The sequence below is a fragment of the Paenibacillus sp. S33 genome, from assembly GCF_053615415.1.
In genome coordinates this window covers 4,979,162-4,997,111 of the sequence record NZ_JBSIEZ010000001.1, presented here as the reverse complement: position 1 = coordinate 4,997,111, position 17,950 = coordinate 4,979,162, and the positions used below count along the sequence as shown (strand labels likewise).

At 40.1% G+C, this 17,950-nt stretch carries 18 protein-coding genes; all 18 read left to right on the top strand.

Going from position 1 to position 17,950, the window contains the following annotated elements:
• Window positions 1–113 precede the first annotated feature (113 nt).
• The 18 genes from ACWGXJ_RS22695 to ACWGXJ_RS22610 all read left to right on the top strand — a co-directional run bounded on the left by ACWGXJ_RS22695 (window position 114) and on the right by ACWGXJ_RS22610 (window position 17,909).
• Window positions 114–2,228, top strand: coding sequence for a helicase-related protein (locus ACWGXJ_RS22695; protein WP_452567637.1), 2,115 nt, complete (start codon window positions 114–116; stop codon window positions 2,226–2,228).
• 347 nt (window positions 2,229–2,575) lie between these two features.
• The gene (locus ACWGXJ_RS22690; RefSeq protein WP_452567944.1) at window positions 2,576–3,142 is read left to right on the top strand and encodes a ComF family protein; all 567 of its coding nucleotides are present in this window, start codon (window positions 2,576–2,578) and stop codon (window positions 3,140–3,142) included.
• A 383-nt stretch (window positions 3,143–3,525) separates the two neighbouring features.
• On the top strand, window positions 3,526–3,996 hold the full coding sequence (locus ACWGXJ_RS22685; protein ID WP_452567636.1) for a LysM peptidoglycan-binding domain-containing protein: 471 nt from the start codon (window positions 3,526–3,528) through the stop codon (window positions 3,994–3,996).
• A gap of 743 nt (window positions 3,997–4,739) precedes the next feature.
• A complete protein-coding gene (locus ACWGXJ_RS22680) occupies window positions 4,740–5,150 on the top strand; it encodes a TIGR03826 family flagellar region protein (RefSeq protein ID WP_044648603.1) in 411 nt (136 codons plus the stop codon).
• Between the two features lie 195 nt (window positions 5,151–5,345).
• Window positions 5,346–5,621: a flagellar biosynthesis anti-sigma factor FlgM gene (flgM, locus tag ACWGXJ_RS22675; RefSeq protein WP_039271505.1), complete on the top strand. Its 276-nt coding sequence runs from the start codon at window positions 5,346–5,348 to the stop codon at window positions 5,619–5,621.
• A 10-nt stretch (window positions 5,622–5,631) separates the two neighbouring features.
• Window positions 5,632–6,132, top strand: a complete 501-nt coding sequence (locus tag ACWGXJ_RS22670; protein WP_235306498.1) for a flagellar protein FlgN — start codon at window positions 5,632–5,634, stop codon at window positions 6,130–6,132.
• A gap of 18 nt (window positions 6,133–6,150) precedes the next feature.
• Window positions 6,151–7,719 carry a flagellar hook-associated protein FlgK gene (gene flgK / locus ACWGXJ_RS22665; protein ID WP_452567635.1) on the top strand — a complete coding sequence of 523 codons (1,569 nt, stop codon included), beginning with the start codon at window positions 6,151–6,153 and terminating at the stop codon, window positions 7,717–7,719.
• Between the two features lie 61 nt (window positions 7,720–7,780).
• On the top strand, window positions 7,781–8,701 hold the full coding sequence (gene flgL / locus ACWGXJ_RS22660) for a flagellar hook-associated protein FlgL (RefSeq protein WP_250266804.1): 921 nt from the start codon (window positions 7,781–7,783) through the stop codon (window positions 8,699–8,701).
• Window positions 8,702–8,718: 17 nt separating this feature from the next.
• Window positions 8,719–9,288: a DUF6470 family protein gene (locus ACWGXJ_RS22655; RefSeq protein ID WP_250266803.1), complete on the top strand. Its 570-nt coding sequence runs from the start codon at window positions 8,719–8,721 to the stop codon at window positions 9,286–9,288.
• A 93-nt stretch (window positions 9,289–9,381) separates the two neighbouring features.
• Window positions 9,382–9,834, top strand: a complete 453-nt coding sequence (fliW, locus tag ACWGXJ_RS22650; RefSeq protein WP_250266802.1) for a flagellar assembly protein FliW — start codon at window positions 9,382–9,384, stop codon at window positions 9,832–9,834.
• A gap of 2 nt (window positions 9,835–9,836) precedes the next feature.
• Window positions 9,837–10,076: a carbon storage regulator CsrA gene (csrA, locus tag ACWGXJ_RS22645; protein WP_029514583.1), complete on the top strand. Its 240-nt coding sequence runs from the start codon at window positions 9,837–9,839 to the stop codon at window positions 10,074–10,076.
• A 151-nt stretch (window positions 10,077–10,227) separates the two neighbouring features.
• Window positions 10,228–11,043, top strand: coding sequence for a flagellin N-terminal helical domain-containing protein (locus tag ACWGXJ_RS22640; RefSeq protein WP_250266801.1), 816 nt, complete (start codon window positions 10,228–10,230; stop codon window positions 11,041–11,043).
• A 172-nt stretch (window positions 11,044–11,215) separates the two neighbouring features.
• A complete protein-coding gene (locus tag ACWGXJ_RS22635; protein ID WP_452567634.1) occupies window positions 11,216–13,105 on the top strand; it encodes a glycosyltransferase in 1,890 nt (629 codons plus the stop codon).
• Between the two features lie 27 nt (window positions 13,106–13,132).
• Window positions 13,133–14,245: a glycosyltransferase gene (locus tag ACWGXJ_RS22630; RefSeq protein ID WP_250266799.1), complete on the top strand. Its 1,113-nt coding sequence runs from the start codon at window positions 13,133–13,135 to the stop codon at window positions 14,243–14,245.
• A gap of 13 nt (window positions 14,246–14,258) precedes the next feature.
• On the top strand, window positions 14,259–15,437 hold the full coding sequence (locus tag ACWGXJ_RS22625; RefSeq protein WP_250266798.1) for a class I SAM-dependent methyltransferase: 1,179 nt from the start codon (window positions 14,259–14,261) through the stop codon (window positions 15,435–15,437).
• A gap of 61 nt (window positions 15,438–15,498) precedes the next feature.
• A complete protein-coding gene (rfbF, locus tag ACWGXJ_RS22620) occupies window positions 15,499–16,284 on the top strand; it encodes a glucose-1-phosphate cytidylyltransferase (protein ID WP_250266797.1) in 786 nt (261 codons plus the stop codon).
• A 30-nt stretch (window positions 16,285–16,314) separates the two neighbouring features.
• Window positions 16,315–17,010: an LbetaH domain-containing protein gene (locus tag ACWGXJ_RS22615; RefSeq protein WP_250266796.1), complete on the top strand. Its 696-nt coding sequence runs from the start codon at window positions 16,315–16,317 to the stop codon at window positions 17,008–17,010.
• A 2-nt stretch (window positions 17,011–17,012) separates the two neighbouring features.
• On the top strand, window positions 17,013–17,909 hold the full coding sequence (locus tag ACWGXJ_RS22610) for an NAD-dependent epimerase/dehydratase family protein (protein WP_250268972.1): 897 nt from the start codon (window positions 17,013–17,015) through the stop codon (window positions 17,907–17,909).
• Window positions 17,910–17,950 lie beyond the last annotated feature (41 nt).

The window sequence follows — 17,950 nt, the reverse complement described above, 5'->3', positions numbered from 1 at the left end:
GATCTACTTGATGTGAAGCACACTTCAGGCTATTAGCCATAGGAGTGTGCTTTTTTGCTGTTCTCTGGGGTAACAAGAACCGCAAAAATCATGAATGGGAGGAGCAGGGGAAGGTGAAGATTGCAGTATATGCAGTGAGGTATAAAGGGAATTGGACTCTCCGATTATCTGCGGATATTCGAGTAGATATGACATGGTGGATGAATCAAGATGAGGGGCAAGAGAATGTTGTCGAAAGATGGGTGCTTTTAGGAGATGAGCTTCCCTTGTCCTGGGGGACAAGGCTGTGCGAAACATTTAAGGAATTAGCAAATATGGAGCGATGGGGAAAACGGCAGTGGTGGGCTTATATTCTCGCACAGCTAAAAAGTGAACTGGCTCTTGAGCCTTTTGATGGAGAACGAATTTTGTCTGGAGGAGTAGAAAATATATGCATTTGCGATCATGTACAAGGGTGGACTTCCTGCACAAAAGGTGGGGATGAGGGACGGGAAACAGACGGAGTTTTACGTTCTATTCAAAAAAGGAGTCTCATCACGGAAATTGATGGATTGGATAGGGAGTGTTTAACACGACAAGCGAATGAACTGGCTAATTTGTTGTCAGGACGCCAGTTACTCGTTCCGGAATTCGAAGCGCTGCTGGCAGAGGCAGCGCCAGGTTTGGAGCATACTTGGCGATCCGCTGCACAACTTGCATATCTGCAAGGCCGACTCAGCTTTGCTGCTGGCCTCGCTCCAGCACCACGTACGCGCTGGTCTGCCGCGCGTACGCATGAACTTCGCTGCAATCGTTGTGGCAGCGGGGTAGTGCACCGCACGAGCTGCGCATCGTGCGGACGTAAGGCGTGCGCTTACTGCGAGACATGTCTCGCACTCGGGCGCAGCCGTGAATGCTCGCTGCTGCTTCGTGGCGTAGCAAAACCCGTCCTGCCGTGCACAGCAGGCAGGGCCCCGGCGACGGAACTCGACCGCTGGGGGCTGAGCCCTGCACAACGTGCCGCCGCCGAAGCTGCGCTGCGCTTTTTGGCCGCACCGCACGGCGAAGTGCGGGGACGTTTTCGCCCGGAAGGCCGTGGGCTCCGGGCGTTGTTCCGGCGCGATAAGGTTGCGCGCCGGGGATCAGATGCTGCCGCTTCGCATGGCAGCACCCTTGCCCGCAGCAGGCAACCTTCGCCAAAACCTGGCGAAGGTGCGAGGCATAACGCTGATCGGCAGGTGCCTGATACCACGGTAGAACGTTTTCTGCTCTGGGCTGTAACAGGCGCAGGCAAGACGGAAATGATGTTTCCGCTATTGCAATATGTGTTGGACCACGGAGGAACGGCACTTGTGGCAACACCACGCCGTGATGTGGTACTGGAGTTAGCGCCTCGATTGGCCATTGCTTTTCCCGATGTGAGCTTGGTGACGCTCTACGGGGGAAGCGCAGAACGGTGGCAAAGGGGACAGCTTACACTGGCAACGACACATCAGCTATTGCGTTATCGTCAAGCCTTTGATTTGGTTGTGATTGATGAGATAGACGCGTTCCCTTATCACAATGATCCTATGCTTGCCTTTGCTGCACGAGCAGTATGTAAGCCGAAGGGAAAGTTTATCTATTTATCTGCTACACCACCGCAATCCTTGCAGAAAGAGGCTGCACGCGGTCTACTGCCACACGCCAAGGTTCCCGTTCGTTTTCATCGTTACCCTCTACCTGTCCCATTTCGTCTGGGGACTGCTTCAGTGCAACATTGGCTGCAAAAAGGTCGGCTTCCCCTATCCTTTATTCAACGCCTAAGCGTATCCATACAACGTGGGGCACAGGTTTTCCTGTTTGTGACACGAATCTCACATATTCAGGGACTTGTGAAGCTGCTGATTAAACAATTACCTGATGTACCTATTGCAGGCACCTCCTCACAGGATGAAGAAAGAACCGCTAAAGTGCGCTTATTTCGAGCTACTGAAATACGTGTTCTGGTTACAACGACTATTTTGGAGCGAGGGGTAACTGTTCCACGGAGTGATGTGTACGTATTAGACGCGGACAGCAGTCTTTTTGATGAAGCCTCTCTTGTCCAAATGGCGGGTCGTGCAGGAAGGTCCAAGGATGACCCATGTGGAGGTGTTATTTTTACATCCCCCCAATGGACTCGAGGTCAAAAGAGAGCAATTAGACAGATTAAACGTATGAATGCACTGGCTCGGAAAAGAGGATACCTGAAGGAGGCGAAGCACTAAATGCATTAAATAAAAAAAGTTTTTTTGGAAATGTGAAACCTGAAACAAAGTCGGTACGTAAACTACCAAGAAAGGTGCATTCTGGTATGAGGATGATTCCAACAACCCGTCTATTTTTGAATTGGCTATTCCATCGCCAGTCCCAAACATGTATGGCTTGCGGCACTCTCACAGGGCGTTTTTCCGAATTCCCCGGAATTTGTACTTCTTGTTCGCTTCAAATTCCTTGGGTTTACAATATTCGTTGTGTTTATTGTGGACGTCCGACGTCTTGCCCGGATTGCGTAAGGCTTGACCGATTAGTACGTTACTATGTGTGCAATCGGAGTGCAACCAGCTATACACCGATGATGAGAGAATGGATTGGGCAGTTCAAATATCGTGGAAATGAAAAGTATGGTTCCTTGCTGGGCGAGATCATGAATCGAGCCTATCAGGCGATGAGGTATGAGTTTGCAAGTCTTAAACATTCTCGTTTCAAGCAATCTTTGTGGAGTGTGGATGTAGTGACCTGTGTCCCGGTAAGTGAGAAGAGGCTGACAGAGCGAGGCTTCAATCAGGCTCAGATCTTGGCAGAAGAGATTGCTAGGCGGAATAAGCTCCCCTTCCTATCTTTACTTGCTCGTCCACAAGATACAGGCAAACAAAGTTTTAAATCCAAAAAGGAACGTATGAACACCATGAATAATGCGTTTTCTGTTAACCCCAATATGGCGAATTTGATGAAGTCTTTTATTTTAAAAGCTGAATCTCATCGTGCTACGGAGAACAAGCCTTCTGTTACCGTTTTGCTTGTAGATGATATTTATACAACGGGAAGCACATTGCAGGCGTGTGCACGTGTTTTGAGAGAAAAGGCATTAGAGAAAGGAATACATTTGACTATTTTTTGCCTGACCTTAGCAAGATCATAAGTCTAAACATCTAGTATTTTCCATGAAATTTTGCTTGAAACTATGAAAAAGAGGTTATAACTCTCTTGAAAGAAGGATTAAATGATAGAGCAAAAGTCTTTTAAGCCGTACAATCAGCAGGATTTGACAACGAGCTAGAGAGAGGTATATAATAAAAAATATAGAGACAAACAAAAAGTAAGGAAGTGAGGGATGAAAACAGAATATTTCAATTTAGAGGTTGATTTTTTTGGAAAAGAGGAGTACAATTTCTATCTGTTGATAGCTAACATGATTGGTAATAAGTGATTAGCTAATGACTAAAGAGCGGACATTGGGAGTGTCTCGCTCGGTAGTAAAGCAGTTAATTAAAATTTAAAGCTAAAAAGAGGAGAGAACAAATCATGAAAAACGTAATGAAAAAAGTAGCAGTATCTAGCATGCTGGCAGTTAGTTTAGGTGCAGTATCTTTGTTGAGCCCACTTGCAACAGGTCAAGTAATGGCAAAATCCAACGCAGATAGCAACAGGGATCATGCTGAAGAACAACTGATCATTAAGCAACAAGATGAAGCTCAAAAAGCATTTGAAACAAAACTTTTTGGAACTGAAACTACTGAAAAAGCAACAACTACAACACCAGCTCAACCAGCTACTGAGAACAACAATCAAACAACAACCACAAAACCAGCAACGACTACAACAACTGAAACACCAGCAACTGTAAATACAATCACTGTAAATGTTCAAGAGGGCGAAACACTGACTTCTATTGCTGAAAAATACGGTGTAACTGTTGAGGAACTGGTTAAAATTAACAACCTGATTAAAGCAGGCCAAGAACTGCAAGTACCGCAAACAAACACAAATAAATAATTATCATTATAAATGTATAATGAAGTGTGTTTTTTAAACCAAGCGTTTGACTATAGTATACGGGAAGGCCTCTATTAAAACAATGCTTTTTTGAATAATTATTTGTGAAATAGCTTGTTTTTTTGGGCTGCATATTTCCACTGATGCATCTAGCTTGTTTTCAGATAGGTTATAAGTTGAGATGATGTTAGGTCCATGAGATTTATGAATACCCACACTCCATGTGCGGAGCATTCGTATGGGCGCCGTTCCCCCGGATTTACAGGATTTCCTTGATGTCATTCGGGGCACAGGTGAACATGAATTCTTCTGAGGATTGTTTCGCCCGGTTTTTCCCTCATCTTGATAATTTCTACCTTTACTCATATTCATATATAGCTATTTTAATTGTATAATGAAGCGCTATTCCCGAAAATAACTGGAATGGCGCTTATTTTATTTTCTATCTAAAGTACGGTGTAATGTTTGACGATAAATAGATACATGCATTAGGCTGACTATTAGCTTTCATGGGCTTTCTTTATTTTTATGTCATTGCATATTGATGCATATAAATATAGAGAAACTATTACTGATGGATCATTCTCTCTTATACTTTTAAATATGATAACTTATAAAATGTGCAATTGTGTAAAATCTGAAAATCTTTTTTGAAATATTTGCTAGACGAGGCTCTTCATTATAAGTTAATGTAAGGATAAAAGTAATTAAAGATCGGAAATTGGAAAGGGGCGCTACAGAGGATGAATTTGGATAACTGTCCTCGCTGTGGAAAGCTGTTTATTAAGAACGTCAGGGGAATCTGTCAAAACTGTATTAAAGAAATTGAAATTGAATACGAACGCTGTGTCAAACATATACGTGAAAATAAGGGCATTCATATGCATGAGCTTTCAGAGGCTACTGAGGTATCTGTAAAGCAAATCACGACATTTATACGTGAGGGACGTATTTCCATTGCTAATGCGCCTAATATGACGTATCCTTGCGAGGTATGCGGGATACCGATTCGTGAAGGGCATATGTGCGATTCTTGTCGAACACGTCTGACTAAAGACCTGCATCAGGCTGTACGCGAAAGTAGTAATCAGGATCAAAGTAATAATATGGGCTCAGGTACCTACAGCGCGATTGATAAACTTCGTGGAAAGTAGTACAGGGGAATTAAAAACGCATTCAGCTATTCAAAAAGTTTCAAATACCGCCGATAATCTTTATAGAGCTTATCGGTTTTTTTATTTTTAGCAACATGCACAAAATAAAGAAGTCAGGCATAATACGAACCATGTTCGACGCTATGTCGTCTGATACATTCTGACCATATCAAATAACTAAGGAAGGTGGAAGTTATGAAAATTAACGAGACCAACCGCATCGGAGCTATTAATCCATATCAGCGAAATATTGAAACAGGACGTCAAGAGGAGCTTAAGAAGTCCCGCCGCAAGGATGAGGTTTCGATTTCTCCGGAAGCAATGGAAATGCTGAACCGCAGCAGTGATGCAGACCGTGTTAAGAAAATTCAGGAGCTTAAGCAGCAAGTAGCTTCTGGAACCTATCGTGTGGATGCCGATAAAATTGCAGAGAAACTGTTACCTTACTTCAAGCAGTCTTCTGAAAGCTAGGTGAAGGAGTATGCCTTTAGAGCGATTGATTGATGTGCTGGAGCAGCTAGACCAAAAGCATCTTATCTTGCTAGAACTAGCAAAAAGTAAAAAAAAGATTGTTATGGAAAATGATATGGATAGCCTGGTTCAGCATTTGAACCAGGAATCCAGGCTCCTTAAACAGGTGGAACAGCTGGAGGAAGCTCGTATGGAGGTTTCGTATGAGCTTCTTCGTGAACGTGGTATTAAGTCTCAGCTTAATTTGACTATAACTGAGCTGGCACGGCTTGTTTTTGATCCTGAAGATAAGAACAAACTCCTCAGTGTCCAGAGCCGCTTATCCCACACCCTTTCAGAATTAAAGGAAATTAATGCAATCAATCAAAAGCTCATCGAGCAATCGTTGGTGTTTATTGACTACTCGTTAGATCTACTTGTAGGTCGTCCTAATCAGGAGATGACGTATATGCATCCAGATCAGAAAAGTAATCAACTCGCACGACCTGGATTGTTCGACACTAAGGCTTGAGCCGAGGAGGAAAATAGAGTGCCATCCACATTTCATTCCATAGAAACAGCCAAAAGAAGCCTTTATACACAAACGGCAGCTTTAAATACAACAGGACATAACATAGCTAATGCCAACACAGAAGGCTATACACGGCAAACAGTTAAGATGAGAGCTTCTATACCCATGGAGGCTTATGGTATTAACCGTTCTAATGTACCTGGTCAGTTGGGAACAGGTGTTGAATTTGATGCTATTGAACGCATTCGTGAGAAGTTCTTGGACAGTCAGTATCGTGGAGAAAATACTGAGTTGGGCAGTTGGACGATTCGGAGTAACACACTTGATAAGCTACAACAGATTATGAATGAGCCGTCCGATACAGGGATTCGCAAGGTTTTGGATAACTTTTATAAATCTTGGTCTGATTTAAGCAAAGACCCAGAAAGTGTAACTGCACGAACTATTGTAAAAGAAAATGCACTTGCATTGACTGATGCAATGAATCATATGAGTAAACAGTTAAGCAATCTATCTGCGGATTTAACCTCAAATGTGGAGGCTAAGTCTAGCGAGCTACAAAGTTATGTGAATTCCATAGCGGACCTGAATCAATCAATTACTAAAATTGAAGGCTTGGGAGATAACGCTAATGACCTTCGTGACCAGCGGGATTTGATCGTCGATAAAATTTCAAAAATCGTTAATGTCACGGTAACTGATACTGATCAAGGCTACAACGTTAATATGGGTGGTCAAGCATTAGTAACTGGGTTTGCACCGACTACTGGAATTAACGGCGCTTTTTTACAAGCCGCTTTTGCCTCCAATGATTTACAAGGTGGAGAAGTACATGGAATGATCATCTCCAGAGATCAATTTGTAGCAGATTATACTGCGCAAATGGATAACCTTGCTAATACATTGGCAAACGGTGATATTTCTGTAACGCTACCTAAAGGCTCAGTATTGCCAGAAGGCACTGTACTGAATGGAGTGACTTATACTGGGACCAGCCGAACACTTCAATCGGATTTAACAGTTACAGTTAAAGGTCTTAATGGTTTGCATCAACTGGGTTATACCCAAGAAGATAAAGATGCTAACGGTAATATGGTTGCGGGTAAACCTTTTTTTGTAACTTCAAATAATGGTGGGACAATAACAGCAGGTAATATCACGTTAAACACTGCTATAGTAGATAATCCTAACGCTATTGCAGCATCCCTTCGGGTAACAGGCACTGCTCCTAATGAGGAATTGGTTAAGGGTAATAACACATTGGCATCCTTGATGTCCAATTTGAAATTAAGCAATTTCACTTCAGTTTCTACAGGGAACACGGCTACTATTGATAGCTTTTTCAGTTCTATGGTTGGTCAGTTGGGTATAGAGGCTCAAGAAGCAACAAGACAGACACAAAACTCGACAGCCCTCGTATCTCAGGTAGAAACTATGCGCCAGTCTGTGAGTGGTGTTTCACTGGATGAAGAAATGTCCAATATGATCAAGTTTCAGCATGCCTACAGCGCCGCTGCTCGGTTTATGACCACATTCGATCAGTTATTGGATAAATTAATTAATTCCACAGGTGTAGTTGGAAGATAAGAATGGGGATTAAATATCTTAGTCTGTATACAAGGGTATTTAATTACGGAGGGATATAATTATGCGAGTTACTAACAATATGCTAAGCTCACAGCTTTTGCTGAATTTGAATCGAAATTCTGAGCGTATGAATAATACGCAGAACCAGATGGCTACCGGACGTAAGCTGAACAAGCCCTCTGATGATCCTGTAGGGATTACCTATTCCTTAAGGTACCGCTCTGAATTGTCTTCAAATGAACAATACCAACGGAATGTGGACAGCGCAGTGTCTTGGCTTGATTTTAATGATACGGTCATGGATCAGGCAGGACAAATTATGCAAAGAGTACGTGAACTTACAGTACAGGCCTCTACGGGAACTAATCCACAATCTGCGCTGGACAGTATCAACAAAGAAATTGGTCAGCTTAAGGAACAAATGATTGATGTTGTGAACAGCCAATTGAACGGAAAATATATATTCAATGGTCAGACCTACGACAAGAAGCCTTATGACTTCCCTTTGAATGCTGATAATACGCATGATACGTCTGGAGCAGCATTAATTGCTACGGATACAGGTAATGTTAATTTTATAGTAGGTGAAAATGTAGCTTTGCCTATTAATGTTACTGGCAATGAAGTCGTAGGAACAAGCGCGGATACCGATAATTTATTTACTATTTTTAATCAGCTATCTGCGGCTTTGGCAAGTGGTGATATTAAAGCAAGTGGGGATCAACTGGCCAATATTGATACGCGTATGGACAAAATGCTGAAGGTCCGGTCGGAAATGGGGGCTAAATCCAACCGCGTTGAGCTAATGCAAAACCGTTTAAGCGATCTGGAAGTAAACTTAACGGACTTGCAGTCTAAAACGGAAGATGCGGATTACGCTGAGCTTTTAATGAATTCCAAGATCCAAGAGAATATTTACAATGCTTCTTTGTCAGCTGGAGCTAAAATAATATCCGCATCATTAGTTGATTTCTTAAGATAGTCTAAGGAGGGGGAAAGATGTCCATCATTCCGACGCTTCAGATCCGGCAAACTCCGGCTATCCTGCACATTGATGCTGACCCAGGGCAGTATTCGATTCGACAGCCCTCGGCAGATATGGAATTAACGACACGACGTGCTCAACTGGAAATTCACCAGTATAAGCCACAGCTGACCATAGATCAAAGTGCAGCCTTCTCTGCCTATAACGGTGGAAATTACCTTGAGATGAATAATCGAATTTATTCAGGGGTGCCACAGATTTTTTTACAAGCTCTTGCGCATAAAGTGGAGCAAGGTAACCGAATGGCGGATATTCACATTCCTGGGAATACGGTAGCTAATGTTTTTGGAGAGGATACTGGAACGCATGTGCTTCCTGAATTTAGGGGTCCAGCATCTATGGATAATGTCGATATTCGTGTTGAAACGCGTGCACCTGATATTACATATACACCTGCTGTATCGGAAATGCATGTTACCGTTAATCGTCCAGAGATTGAGTATACCCGGGGGAAACTGGAGATTTATATGCAGCAGTATCCATCAGTGGCCTATATTCCACCTGAAATTGATGTCGCGATGTAAAATAAGTTAAGGTTATAGAGGTTATTCAAGCCGTCTATAGCCTTTTTTTTATAATAAAATGTATATATCTGATTAAATATTGGAGGAATATTAGTGATTATATCCACATCTATATGGGGTGACATTGAAGTTAATGAAAAAGAAGTATATCGTTTTGAAAAAGGAATTCCGGGATTTGAGGAGACGACCGAATTTGTGTTGCTTGATCAGGATGAGGCTCCCTTTTACTATCTCCAGTCTCTTCAGCAGAAGGAACTATCTTTTGTCTTAGTGGACCCATTTATTTTTTATCCTGAATACGAGTTCGAACTCCCTGATAGTGAAACGGAAGAACTGGAGATTGAATCTAATTTAGTCGTACGCAGCATATTAACATTACATGAGCAGGTAGAAAACTCGACGATCAATCTATTGGCACCTTTGGTATTCAACCCTGATAATAGGCAAGCCAAGCAGGTTGTTTTGCACCAGTCTCCGTATTCGACCAGGCATTCACTGCAACCCACTAAGGAAGACGAAACCATCCGTTCAAAGGAAGGTGAATAATCATGCTGGTACTATCGCGTAAGAAAGGCGAATCTATTATCATTCAGGATCATATTGAGGTGACGGTGCTCGGAGTAGAGGGAGATACAGTGCGTATAGGAATTTCAGCTCCCAAACAGATGGACATCTTTCGCAAAGAAATCTATTTATCCATTCAAGAGTCCAATCGTGAATCTGCTGCCCATACGCAGTCAAATTTAGATGCTTTGCGCAAGATGATAAATAAAAATAACGAAAAATAAAAAAAATCCTAAAATGCTATTAAAAGTTCGACGAGAATGTCGATATATATAGTACAAGCTATTGCGGAGGGGCGGCCGACTTCAACGGATAGCTGTAACAACAATAAACCACATGGATGTGGGACATTTACCTTCAGGGAGGAAATTTAAAATGATTATCAATCACAATATCGCTGCAATGAACACTCACCGTCAATTGAACACAAACACTACTAACACAAACAAAGCAATCGAAAAACTGTCTTCTGGTCTTCGTATTAACCGTGCTGGTGACGATGCTGCTGGTTTGGCAATTTCCGAAAAAATGCGTGGTCAAATCCGCGGTTTGGATATGGCTTCCAAAAATGCTCAAGATGGCATTTCTTTGATTCAAACAGCTGAAGGCGCACTGAACGAAACACACAGCATTCTGCAACGTGTTCGTGAGCTTGCTGTACAATCTGCGAATGATACAAATACTGATGCTGACCGTGCTGAGCTTCAAAAAGAAGTAGGGGAATTGACAACAGAAGTAAACCGTATTTCCACAGATACTGAATTCAATACTAAAAAATTGTTGGACGGCGCTGGTGTCAGCGGAGCGGTGTTCCACATTGGTGCTAATATCGACCAAAATATTAAATTGTCTATTGGAAATATGGGTGCTGCATCACTGGGTATTAGTACAGTTGCAATTGGAACTCAATCAGGTGCCAATGCTGCAATTTCAGTTCTGGACGCGGCTATTACAAAAGTATCCTCTGAGCGTGCGAAATTGGGTGCAAACCAAAACCGTTTGGAGCACACAATCAACAATCTGGGAACTACTTCCGAGAACCTGTCTGCTGCTGAATCCCGTGTTCGTGACGTAGACATGGCTAAAGAAATGATGAACCAAACGAAAAACAATATTCTTGCTCAAGCTTCCCAAGCTATGTTGGCACAAGCTAATCAACAACCACAAGCAGTACTTCAATTGCTTCGTTAATCGTTTATTAATGGAACTGCTGAGATTATTCTCAGCAGTTTTTTTGTGTTTATATTTTACATATAAGGAATTGTTATTACCTTCATATTTTATAAGTCGAATCTAACTTATAATTATCAATTAACCGATATATATACTAACCTGATTCGTAAATGCGAAATGAGAGGAATGCATGATGAAAACTATAGCGTTATGTATGATTGTAAAAAACGAAAAAGAGTATCTTAGAAGATGTCTTGATAGCGTAAAAGATAAAGTAAATCAGATTGTAATTGTCGATACAGGCTCAACAGATGAAACTGTTAATATTGCTAAGGAATATACTAATGATGTATATCATATGGAATGGATCAATGATTTTGCAGCTGCCAGAAATGAGTCCATTAAATATGCAACTACAGATTATATTCTCATACTTGACGGCGATGAATATCTTGAGGAATCCGCTAATTTACAAAAGGAAATCGCATCAGGAGCGGATTACTACTTCACAAAAATATATAATGTTATGTCATCTGATAGAGGGATAACCCATTTAGCCATTCGCATTTTTGCTAACAATAAGGGCTTGCATTATCGTAATCGTCTTCATGAGCACTTAAATACGATGGAACAAGAAGATAAATTAAAGGAAGCATATGCTGAGCTGACTATTTTCCATACTGGTTACACAGATGAAATGATGAAGAGCAGAGAGAAGGCAAACAGAAATTTACCCCTCATGTTAAAAGAGGTGGAAGAGAATCCCACTGTCTATAACCTTTTTAATATGGGAAGGACGTACACATGGGTGGGGGAACATGAAAAAGCAATCAAGTACTTACAGAGAGCATACCCTTTAAGCAAAGAACTTACAATTGCTCCGGAGTTGATTTCAACATTATGTAGGAGTTTAGGTGAGTTGAAGAGATATGAAGAGGCTCTAATTATATTACAAGAGGCTACAACAATTTATCCTGGTGAAGTAGATTTAATTCACCTTCAGGCGCTGTTTTATATGGAAATTAATTACTATAAAGATGCAATAGCGAGAATGAATAAATGCCTTGAAGTGGGTGATCGAGGTATCACAGTCACTGAAGGCAACGGCAGCTATATTGCACATTTCAGACTTGCAGAATGGTATGAATCACGAAATGATTTGATGAAGAGCTATGAGCATATTTTAGAAGCTTTCAAGCTGAAAAAAGATTTTGTACCGATTATGGGGAAATATTTTAAAATTATAGAGAAAGCAAATGTTCCATTAGAAGAAGTATTTTCAATTACGCAACAATTGTATCCAATATCAAACAGTGGACAGCTAGAGAAGCTATTAGAGGTGATGTATAAGTTGAGACACCCCCTCTTGCAAAGATATCTGACAGAGTATAAGGTGACTGTTCAAGATAATGTCATGGCCACTGCGCGGCAATACACTAGGGATTATAATGGAGCGCAAGCCTTATGGTTGAAAATGGCGGATGTAGATGAGCAAAATGGGGAGGACATTTTATTATTATCCATTATCCTCAAAGATGAAACTCTATTTGGAAGGTTCAAATCACTGCTCAATCTAAGTCAAAAGGAACAAAAAAATTTATACAAAATTTTGATGAATGAAGTTTCTGAAGATGTAAAGTTAACATCACATCTCGAGAATATATTAGAGAGAGCATTGATACATCTAATTCGATTACAGGAATTTGAAACCTTTGAAATAATATCGAATTATTTGTGGCAAGGTGGCGTTGATGTAAAAATTAAGGTTTGTGAGCATCTTGCTGCCTATGGTTTCAACGAGATAGCTATCGATCTATTAGTTAAACTGTTTGAACAATATCCAAGGAATGTAAAGATTGTTGAAATGTTGGGTGATGCTTGCCTTAGGTCGAATTATATACAAGATGCACAGCTCTTTTATACAAAACTACTTGAAATTAGTGATGATTACGTGGCGTATGAGAGAGCTTACGAGCTATATGAAAAAGTGGATGATCAAATTGCAAAGAATTCTGTCCTAACTCAAATAAATCGTAAGTTCCCATTATGTGCATGGTCTAAACAGAATTTTAATAGATAATATAATGCTCAAAATAAGGAGTCTAGTATGGAAAATTTTACAGCAGGAACTAAACCTCGTCTGGTAGCTCTGTGGCCAGAATGTTTAAATGTTCATCTGACTAAAGATCTCGGAATGATACCGTTTATTCTTCATAAGTATCATAATTATGATTCTGCAATAGCATGTTATGGTATTGAGGATTTCCCTTATATAGAGGCAGAAGTTAAGGGTTTGAAGATTGATCCTGTTGAAAATGGAGGAGACATCTTAACAGATGGTAACGATTACCTCGAAAAACGAGCGAAAGAGATTGATATATTATTCTTAATGGGAATTTACCCATTTACACTGAGTTGGATGGAGAAATACAAAGCCCTTAATCCGAAAGGGAAAATATATTTAAAGCTAGACGCCAATGTCTACTGGATGAATAGTATTGACTTAACGGATAATCTATTGGAGACGCTTAAAAAGTGTGATGTGATCAGTGTTGAGAGTAAGAAGCTATACCATTATTTAAACAAAAAATGGCCCCTAAAAATAGAGTATGTTCCTAACGGATTTTACAATTTCCATTCGAGCCCAAGCGTGAGTTTTAATGAAAAGGAAAATGTTATTTTAACAGTCGGAAGAATTGGAACTCACCAAAAAGCCAATGAAATTATATTAGAAGCGTTTAAATTAGTTGCTTCAGAAATCCCTGACTGGAAGCTTAAACTTGTAGGAAATGTTGAGGAACATTTCATCCAATATGTTCATGAATTTTTCACTAAAAATCCTGAGCTTAGAGACAGGATTGAATTTGTTGGCCCAATTGAAAATAGGACGGCTATAGAAAATGAATATAGACAGGCTAAAGTTTTTTGTTTGACTTCGAGATACGAGGGATTTCCGTTAGTTTTCACGGAAGCTGCTAAAAGCGGGTGCTTTATCGTTTCTACTGAACTTGATCCGGCTTTTGATATTACCAAAGAAAGCGCATATGGAACTCTATTTCCTATAGATGACCCTTATAAATTGTCTGAAATATTACTTGAGGTTTGTAATGACAATGTAAGACTAGAACAGACATGTTGTGAAATTCAAAATTACGCAGAAACTAATTTTAACTGGACTAATATATGCGATAAGCTTGATCTTTTATTACATCTAAATTAATGGGGGAACTCCAGTGATCGAAATAACATTTCAAAATGATGAAGTGAAGTTAATAAATACACAAAATAATGTTTCGGAAACTGTTTTACATTTCGGTGGGATTCATAATAACCATACAACGATAAGTTCTCCCAAGCTGCTACAGGAATACATTCATATGTTGGAAAACTATTCAACTATCCAAAAGTACACTTACGGCGAAACTACCATGATTGATATCGTGGCACTTACAAGTCTTATATACAACGAATTAATGGCTGGAAAACATACTGAGATCAGGGCTCTAGAGGTAGGAAGTTGGTTCGGATGTTCAAGTTATTTCTTTGCAAATAGTCTCAAAACATTCTCAGATAGTAATATCTTATTCTGTATGGATACGTGGCAGGGCAGTCCGGATACAGCAAGCCATAATATTGCAAATTATGAAAATGCATTCGAACATTTTAAGAGTGTAATGAGATATACCGGTGTTTACGATAATATAAAGCCTATTGTGTGCGATTCAACGGTGGGCATGGACATTCTACAGGATGATTATTTTGATATTATTTTTGTGGACGCTAACCATACGTATGACTATGTTTATCAGGATATAATCAAAGGAATAAGAAAAATTAAAGTCGGCGGACTATTAATGGGGCATGATTGTGAGTGTTATGCAGATGAACTTCCTCCTCATCTTTTGCATGGTGACAACAAGCATTTAGACGGTATAGAGGGTTATCATACAGGAGTAATTAAAGCCTTGGATGATATTTTTGGCAGATCCTATAATCGGTTCAATCAAAGTCTTGTCTGGTATAAGAGAATAACTCAAGAAGACAAAGATATGTTATTAAAAATGGACTCAGTAGATCAAGAGGATACTTTACAATTGGTTGATTCTATGAAGGAAGCTATTCAATTTATATATAAAAACATTACAGAGGGAAAATCAGATATGCTTCAAATTCTTACTGCGGATACGATACAGGCAGCACATCAGCTGGAGAAAGAAATGATCCCGTATTGTGAGAAACTTTATAATAAAGACTTGAAAATTAAAACAAATGAGTTAAAGAGTTCCTTATTAAATTTTCAAGTTACCTATAATAATGATTTTCCGCGAGCTCTTCTTGTGCTGGAATCGAGAGTTATTGAGAGTTTCAATACATGGTTGGAATGTTTCCTTGAAAGTAGAAAAAAATATTAAGTTGATGTGTTTAGGTTGGTGGAGTACACAGGGTGAAATCTAAGCAAGGATGTGAGTGGAGATGAAAGTTGTTATTTTAGCAGGTGGCCGGGGGACGCGAATTAGCGAAGAATCCCATTTGAGGCCTAAACCCATGATTGAAATAGGTGATGCCCCAATACTTTGGCATATCATGAAGACCTACGCTTATTATGGTTATAATGAGTTCGTTATCTGCTTGGGCTATAAAGGTTATATTATTAAAGAGTATTTTGCTAATTATTATCGCCACATGTCAGAAGCAATTACCTACGACTTTACCTCTGGCAACACTGTAGAAGTTCACCAAAATTCAGTTGAGCCATGGAAAGTCACTTTGGTCGAGACGGGTTTAAATACAATGACTGGTAGCCGTATAAAACGTATTGAACCTTATGTAGGGAATAATCCATTTATGCTCACTTATGGCGATGGTTTGGCAGATATTAATGTTACGAAACTGGTGAAGTGTCATAGAGAAAGTGGCAAACTGGCTACGATTACCGGCGTACAGCCAGATGGAAGATTTGGTCGGCTTGAATTAGAAGGTGAGTCTGTTACAGGGTTTACTGAAAAAGTAAAAGGGGATGGCGGTTGGATTAATGGAGGGTTTATGGTTTGCCAGCCTCAAGTTTTCCAGTATATTCAAGACACGGAAAAAACAATTTTGGAGCAGGAGCCATTGCAAAACTTAGCGCGCGATGGGGAACTGAACGTTTTCAGACACCATAGCTTTTGGCAGCCTATGGATACTATACGTGAAAAAATTATCCTCGATGAGCTTTGGGAGAAGCAGAAGGCTCCCTGGAAAGTATGGCTGGATTCATAAAACAAAACAAGTTCTATGGAGTGGAGTAGCATGTTTAAACTAACTTTAACGACGGATGATCTGCAGAATTATGTTCGTCATCAGTTGAATAATTTTTATCCTGATAATGACTTATTATGTAAAGATATATTATTTGAAAATTCGTTTAATCATGCGCTTGAACGTACGGAGTACTGTTTTCAGCATATAGCCTTACAAGCCTATCATCACCAAGGGAGTACATTTTTCTCACATCTGCATTCAGATCAATACACGTTGTTTTTATGGTTTTTGTCTAATTCAGTATGGAAGAGATTTGAAGATTCTGAGTTGGCGTCTAAGCTTTTTTATTTAAATAAGGCTTTAAATGGGGTAGTATGCATGTACGATGCAAATATGCCTAACATTTTTCTCATCGTACACGGTGGTGTTGTATTGGGCAAAGCATCCTACAGTGATTTTTTTGTGTGTTATCAAGGATGCACGGTAGGTGCCATTGATGGAAACTATCCTAAGCTGGGAAAAGGAGTTATCTTGGCTCCTCAGTCATCGATTATCGGAAATTGCACTGTGGGGGATCTAGTTACAATTGGAAATCAGGCCTTGCTTAGAAATAGGAATCTGGATAGCAGGTCGCTGTATTATCGCCATATCGATACAGGGCAGCACGCTATTCAAAAGGCTAAAACACCTTGGGCCCAGTCGTTTTTCAATGTCCCAATCATACCAGATGGAGATGATCTTTGAGAGTGAAGACAGTCTTAATCAGCGGTGCAAATGGTTATATAGGGCTTCACATGGCACAGTTGCTGAAAAATAATAATTATAAAGTTATCACGGCCGCACGAGATTCGGATGGGGATATTATGATGGATTTCTCGGTTCCATCGAAGATATCACTCTTAAATTATCCTGGTATTGATGCGATGATACACACGGTTTCACCAAATGAAGATCTTTACAGACATGACCCTTATCACGCTTTATCAGAAAATGCAGCTGGAATACATGCAGCAATCGATTTTTGTAAGAGTAATAACATCCGTGATTTTATATATATCTCCAGTTTTCATGTTTTTGGTAAACAAGGTGGACTATTAAGAGAGGATTCTTACGTCACGCCAAGTAATGACTACGGACTAGCACATTATACAGCTGAACAAACTGTTAGAATGTTTGATCGTAACAAAGAGATCAATGCATGGATAATCCGTCCGTCTAATCTTTTTGGAGTCCCAGCAAACATAGAAAGATTCAAGAGGTGGAATTTGATACCTTTTCTATTTTGCAAGGAAGCAGTAGAGCAGCAGAAAATAACTCTTCTAACCTCTGGAAGTCAACTTCGTAATTTTGTAGGCATTTCTGATGTGTGTAAAAAAGTACTATGGATATTGAATAAAAGGCCGGTTGATCGTGTTTTACATGCTTTTGGAAAAGAAACTATAAGCGTTTTGCATTATGCACACCTTGTCCAAAAGGTTGCATTGGAAAACTTCGATCTTCCTGTGCAAATCATTCGCCCAGATGGAAATGAACAGGTCGTTCAATTTAAGTTTACAAGTTTATATAACGATCCAGAAATTTTACCAACAGATGATATAGAAATGTTTGTGGATGAAATGCTTAAAGTGCTTCTATCGAGTTGATAGAAGGGAATTGTCAATTATGATTTGCTGGATAATGAGTT